Genomic DNA, 5,395 nt, shown 5'->3' on the forward strand with positions numbered 1-5,395 from the left:
GGCGAGCTGGCCGATGCGCGAGCCGTACTGGCTACGGACCCAGTTCAGCTTGAACTGGTTGGGCAGACCCAGGCGCAGCAGACCACTGGCGGGTTCATGGCCCAGACAGACCAGCGGCTTGAGCCAGGTCTTGAAGAGTTGCTCGGGCACCTCGGCCTCTAGCCGTGATGCACAGGCGTTCCAGCGGTCCTGCATGGTCTGGGGAAGGTATCCGGGGACTGGGGAGGCGGTCGGGGACCGGGTGCGGCGTGGGTCTGACCAGCCGGGGATTTTACCTGACTCCCGAAGTTTTCCACAGGCCCGGAGTTGACGGTCGCAGTCCCTTCTGATGCAATCGAGGGCTTTTTCTCCGAGAACCACCATGAAACGTACCTTCCAGCCTTCCGTGGTGCGGCGCAAGCGCACCCACGGCTTTCTCGTGCGGATGAAAACCCGCGGTGGCCGTGCCGTGATCGCCGCGCGCCGCGCCAAGGGCCGCAAGCGCCTGGGCCTGTGATTTCCCCGGCCCGCGGGCCGGCAGCCATGTCTGTTCGTTGCCGCTGAAGCGGCGCTGCAGCGGGGCTGCTTCCGTCGGGTCCTGGCAACACCATGGGCAGACAGCGCGCTGATGCCGGGCTGATGGCGCTGTCGCGCCAGCGGGCCGATTCGAGCACCGAGCATTTCGGTGTGTCGATGCGTCGTCACGCCGACATCGCTCGTCTGGGCCTTTCAATCCCCAAGCGTCTGCTGCCCCTGGCGGTTGAGCGCAATGCCCTCAAGCGGGTGGCGCGCGAGGCCTGGCGGCTGGCCGAGTGGCCCGATGCGCCACGGCCTGCGCTCGCGATGATTCGACTGCGTCGCCGCAGCGATGCCTGGCGAAGCCTGCCCCGCGGTGCGCTCAAGCGGGTATGGCGCGCAGAACTCGATCTGCTCATCCGGCGGGCGCGCGCCCGAGCTCCGGCGTGAGCGACAAGCTGTCGCGCGGTTCCATGCCCGGACCGTCGTTGGCGCGGCGGGCGCTGTCGGCGCCCATTCACGCCTATCGCTACGCGATCAGCCCGATGATGGCGCCGGCCTGCCGGTTCTTCCCGAGCTGCTCCGAATATGCGCTGGAAGCCATCGCGCGCCACGGCGCGCTGTCGGGCGGCTGGCTGGCTGCAAGACGGCTGTGCCGTTGTCACCCCTGGAACCCTGGCGGCCTCGATCCGGTGCCGCCCTCTCCCAAGTCGGAATGATCCCCATGCAACTGCAGCGCACCATTCTCTGGGTTGTCTTCTCGATGTCGCTGCTGTTCCTGTGGGACAGCTGGCAGCGGCACAACGGCAAGCCCTCGCTGCTCTCGGGCCAGCCCGCGGCCGAGGCACCGGCCGCCAAGGCCGGCGCCGATGTGCCGGGTGGTGCGGCCGCCCCGGGTGCCGTGCCCTCGGCACCGGCGGCCGCCTCGGTACCCGGTGGCGCGCCCGCGGCGGCGCCCGCCCAGAGCGCGCCGGCAGCCACCGCAGGCTCACCCGCGGCTGAACTCATCACCCTGAGCAGCGACACCCTGCAGCTGAAGGTCGATCCGGTTGGCGGGCAGGTTCGTCGCGCCGTGCTGCTGCGCCACAAGGCCGGCTCCGAGACCCTCACGCCCAATGAGGGCCATGTGGTGCTGCTCCAGGATGACCCGGGCCGGGTGTACGTGGCCCAGTCGGGCCTGGTGGGCGCACCGGCCGGCAGCAGCTTTCCCACGCACCGCTCGGTGTTCAGCGTGGCCGAAGGCCCGCGCAACCTGCAGGGCGATGCCAAGGCGGTGGAGCTCAAGCTCACGGCAGAGTCGGGTGGTGTACGGCTTACCCGCACCTATCGCCTGGAGCGCGGCAGCCATGTGGTGGCAGTGCGCGACGAGGTAACCAACCTGGGCGAGGCGCCGGTCAAGCCCACGCTCTACATGCAGCTCACCCGCAATGCCGAATTCACCAGCGAGGCCGATCTCAAGTCGAAGAGCAACTCGGCGTTTGCGATGTTCACGGGTGGCGCGGTGACCTACAGCGGCCCGGTGGTCTACACCGACGAGAAGAAGTTCCAGAAGGTGGACTTCGGCGACATCGAGAAGAAGAAGACCGACCTTGCCAAGAACGCGGTGGATGGCTGGGTGGGCATGATCCAGCACTACTTCGTGTCGGCCTGGCTGCCCACCGACAAGGCCGGGCGCGAGTACTACGGCAACCGCGTCGACAACAACCTGTATGCCATCGGCGCACTGCAGCCCCTTGCCGAGATTGCACCCAAGGCGAGCCTGGCCACCGACACCCGTCTGCTGATCGGCCCGCAGGACCAGCGCATGCTCGAGACCGTGGCGGCGGGCCTGGATCTCAGCGTGGACTACGGCTGGCTCACGCCCGTGGCCAAGCCGATCTTCTGGTTGCTCGAGATGTGCCACCGCCTGGTGGGTAACTGGGGCTGGGCGATCGTGCTGCTCACCATCATCATCAAGACCCTGTTCTTCCCGCTGCAGGCGGCAAGCTACAAGTCGATGGCGCGCATGAAGGCGGTCACGCCGCGCATGATGCAGATCCGCGAGCGCCACGCGAATGACCGGGCCAAGATGAACCAGGCCATGATGGAGCTCTACCAGCAGGAGAAGATCAATCCGCTGGGTGGCTGTCTGCCCATCGTCGTGCAGATACCGGTGTTCATCGCGCTCTACTGGGTGCTGCTTGCCTCGGTCGAGATGCGCAATGCGCCGTGGATCGGCTGGATTCATGACCTGGCCGTACCCGATCCCTGGTTCATCCTGCCGGCGGTGATGGCTGGCACCATGTTCATCCAGATCAAGCTCAACCCGACCCCGCCCGATCCGGTGCAGGCCAAGGTGATGATGGCCATGCCGCTGATCTTCTCGGTGATGTTCTTCTTCTTCCCGGCGGGTCTGGTGCTGTACTGGCTGGTGAACAACATCTACTCGATCGCGCAGCAGTGGTACATCACCCGGGCCATCGAGAAGGCCGCGGCGGCCAAGAAGGCCTGAGCGCTGCGGTGAGCGCCCCGGCCGAGCCTGCCGCGGGCGATTCGCCGATTGCCGCGATCGCCACCGCGCCCGGGCGGGGCGGCATCGGCGTGGTGCGAGTCTCGGGGGCTGGTCTGCAATCGCTGGCGCAGGCGCTGCTGGGCCCGGCGCAGGCAGCGCGGCTGGCGCCACGCACCGCGCTCTACGGGCCCTTCCTCGATGATGACGGCGGCGAGATCGATCGCGGCCTGGCGCTGTGGTTTCCGGCGCCGCATTCCTACACCGGCGAAGAGGTGCTCGAGCTGCAGGGCCACGGCGGCCCGGTGGTGATGCAGCTGCTGCTCGAGCGCGTGCTGCGCGCGGGCAGTGCCCAAGGGGTGCGGCTGGCCGAGCCGGGCGAATTCACCCTGCGGGCCTTCCTCAACGACAAGCTCGATCTGGCGCAGGCCGAAGCCGTGGCCGATCTGATCGATGCCAGCACCGGGCAGGCCGCGCGCTCGGCGGCGCGCTCGCTTGCGGGCGTGTTCTCGCGCGCGGTGCACGCGCTGGTGGAGGGGCTGATCGACCTGCGCATGCTGGTGGAGGCCACGCTGGACTTCCCCGAGGAGGAGATCGACTTCCTGCAGCGCGCGGATGCGCTGGGCCGACTGGCTCGGCTCGAGACGGAGCTGGCCGGCCTGCTGGCGCAGGCCCGGCAGGGCGCGCTGCTGCGCGAAGGGCTGGATGTGGTGCTGGTGGGCGAGCCGAATGTCGGCAAGAGCAGTCTGCTCAACGCGCTGGCTGGCGCCGAGGTGGCGATCGTCACGCCGATCGCCGGCACCACGCGCGATCGGGTCTCGCAGGCCATCCAGGTGCGCGGCGTGCCGCTGAATGTGATCGACACGGCCGGCCTGCGAGAGGCGACCGATGAGGTCGAGCGTATTGGCATCGAGCGCACCTGGCAGGCAGTGGCGCAGGCCGATCTGGTGCTGCAGCTGGTGGCGGCCGATGCTGACGGCGTTGCGCCGAGTGGCGCCGTGGACGCGGCGCTGGCGCAGCGTCTGCCCGCGGGCGTGCCGGTGCTGCGGGTGGTGAACAAGATCGACCTCAGCGGCGAGCCGGCGCGGGTGGCGCGTGACGATGCCGGGCAGCCGCTGACGGTATGGCTCTCGGCGCGCGAGGGCCGCGGCATTGAACTGCTGCGCGAAGCGCTGCTCGAGCTGGCCGGGGCGCAGTCAGCGGGCGAGTCGGTGTTCATCGCGCGCGAACGGCATCTCATCGCGCTGCGACGGGCGCAGCAGCACCTGATGCAGGCACGCAGCCGCGCGGCTCAGGGTGATCGGCAGCTGGAGCTGTTTGCCGAAGAGCTGCGGCTTGCTCAGGAGCGTCTGGGGGAGATCACCGGGGAGTTTTCGGCGGATGATCTGCTGGGGGTGATTTTTGGGCGGTTCTGCATCGGGAAGTAGGTGCGGTTCCGAAGGGTTCCGGCAGCTTCCGGGATTTGAAGATAAACCTTTGATCGATATAGGTTTATCGTCTCAGGCGTACCGCCAGATTCCGGCAAGAGCCGAACGATTTCGTGTACACGCATGGGTACACATCCGGCGTATCATGGCAACTCGCCGTCATGTGTACACGAAAGCCCGCCCATGCCGCTTACCGACGCTGCCATCCGCGCGCTGAAGCCCGAGGTCAAGCGCTACAGCCGCACCGACGAGCGCGGCCTCGTCATCGAGGTGTTCCCCACCGGCGGCATGCTCTGGCACTACCGCTACCGGGTGAACGGCAAGCCCGAGCGCGTGACGCTGGGGCGTTACCCGGCACTCTCCCTGCGCCAGGCCCGGCTGGAGCGTGACCGGCGCGAGGCGCTGGTCGCGCAGGGCCAGTCACCGGCGGCGCCGAAGCACCTGACGCGCCAGGGGCTGGGGCCCGAGGTGACGGTCGCCGAGTTCGGCGAGCGGTTCTTCCGCGAGATCGTCAACCGCGACCGCAAGGACACCACCATCCCGCGGCGCTACTTCGACAAGTCGATCGTGCCGGCCATCGGCAGCAAGCCGGTGGGCGAGGTGACCACCGAGGATGTGCGCGCCATCATCTGGCGCAAGAAGGACGAGGGCTTCGACGCGGCCGCCGGCGTGATCCGCGGCCTGCTCAAGCGGCTCTTCGACTACGCGATGACCGCCGGCCTGACCGCGACCAATCCGGTGATGGCCCTGCCGATGCGGCATGTGCACCGCGCGCGCTCACGCGACCGTGCACTGGCGCCGCAGGAGATCCGCGTGTTCCTGAAGGCGGTGATGGACTCGAATGTCCGCCGGCAGTTCAAGGTGGCGCTGCGGCTCATCCTGCTGACGCTGGTGCGCAAGTCGGAGCTGATGCTCGCGCGCTGGGAGCATGTGGATGTCGAGAAGGCCGAGTGGCACATCCCGGCCGAGAACTCCAAGACCGGCA

At 68.2% G+C, this 5,395-nt stretch carries 7 protein-coding genes; 6 read left to right on the top strand and 1 reads right to left on the bottom strand.

What is annotated here, in order from left to right; translation table 11 throughout:
- Positions 1–195: DnaA N-terminal domain-containing protein (locus tag AC2H6A_RS17580; protein WP_484275018.1), on the bottom strand; the 195-nt coding region annotated here is incomplete at its 3' end.
- Between the two features lie 166 nt (positions 196–361).
- Between AC2H6A_RS17580 and rpmH the strand changes: the two genes are divergently transcribed.
- From rpmH to AC2H6A_RS17610, 6 genes are all read left to right on the top strand, one after another.
- The gene (gene rpmH, locus AC2H6A_RS17585; RefSeq protein ID WP_484275019.1) at positions 362–496 is read left to right on the top strand and encodes a 50S ribosomal protein L34; all 135 of its coding nucleotides are present in this window, start codon (positions 362–364) and stop codon (positions 494–496) included.
- A 92-nt stretch (positions 497–588) separates the two neighbouring features.
- Complete coding sequence (locus AC2H6A_RS17590; RefSeq protein WP_484275020.1) at positions 589–945, top strand: ribonuclease P protein component; 357 nt, start codon at positions 589–591, stop codon at positions 943–945.
- Positions 942–1,214: a membrane protein insertion efficiency factor YidD gene (gene yidD / locus AC2H6A_RS17595; protein ID WP_484275021.1), complete on the top strand. Its 273-nt coding sequence runs from the start codon at positions 942–944 to the stop codon at positions 1,212–1,214. Before AC2H6A_RS17590 ends, yidD begins: the two co-directional genes overlap by 4 nt.
- Positions 1,215–1,219: 5 nt before the next feature.
- Positions 1,220–2,986 carry a membrane protein insertase YidC gene (gene yidC, locus AC2H6A_RS17600; RefSeq protein WP_484275022.1) on the top strand — a complete coding sequence of 589 codons (1,767 nt, stop codon included), beginning with the start codon at positions 1,220–1,222 and terminating at the stop codon, positions 2,984–2,986.
- 8 nt (positions 2,987–2,994) lie between these two features.
- Positions 2,995–4,410 carry a tRNA uridine-5-carboxymethylaminomethyl(34) synthesis GTPase MnmE gene (gene mnmE, locus AC2H6A_RS17605; RefSeq protein ID WP_484275023.1) on the top strand — a complete coding sequence of 472 codons (1,416 nt, stop codon included), beginning with the start codon at positions 2,995–2,997 and terminating at the stop codon, positions 4,408–4,410.
- A gap of 183 nt (positions 4,411–4,593) precedes the next feature.
- On the top strand, positions 4,594–5,395 hold an 802-nt coding region (locus AC2H6A_RS17610), incomplete at its 3' end, for a tyrosine-type recombinase/integrase (protein WP_484275024.1).

The sequence above is a fragment of the Quisquiliibacterium sp. genome (genome assembly GCF_982640115.1).

Bases quoted from the DNA above. Each gene is read 5' to 3' on its own strand.
- yidC (WP_484275022.1), top strand. From the start codon at position 1,220: ATGCAACTGCAGCGCACCATTCTCTGGGTTGTCTTCTCGATGTCGCTG.
- rpmH (WP_484275019.1), top strand. From the start codon at position 362: ATGAAACGTACCTTCCAGCCTTCCGTGGTGCGGCGCAAGCGCACCCAC.
- AC2H6A_RS17590 (WP_484275020.1), top strand. From the start codon at position 589: ATGGGCAGACAGCGCGCTGATGCCGGGCTGATGGCGCTGTCGCGCCAG.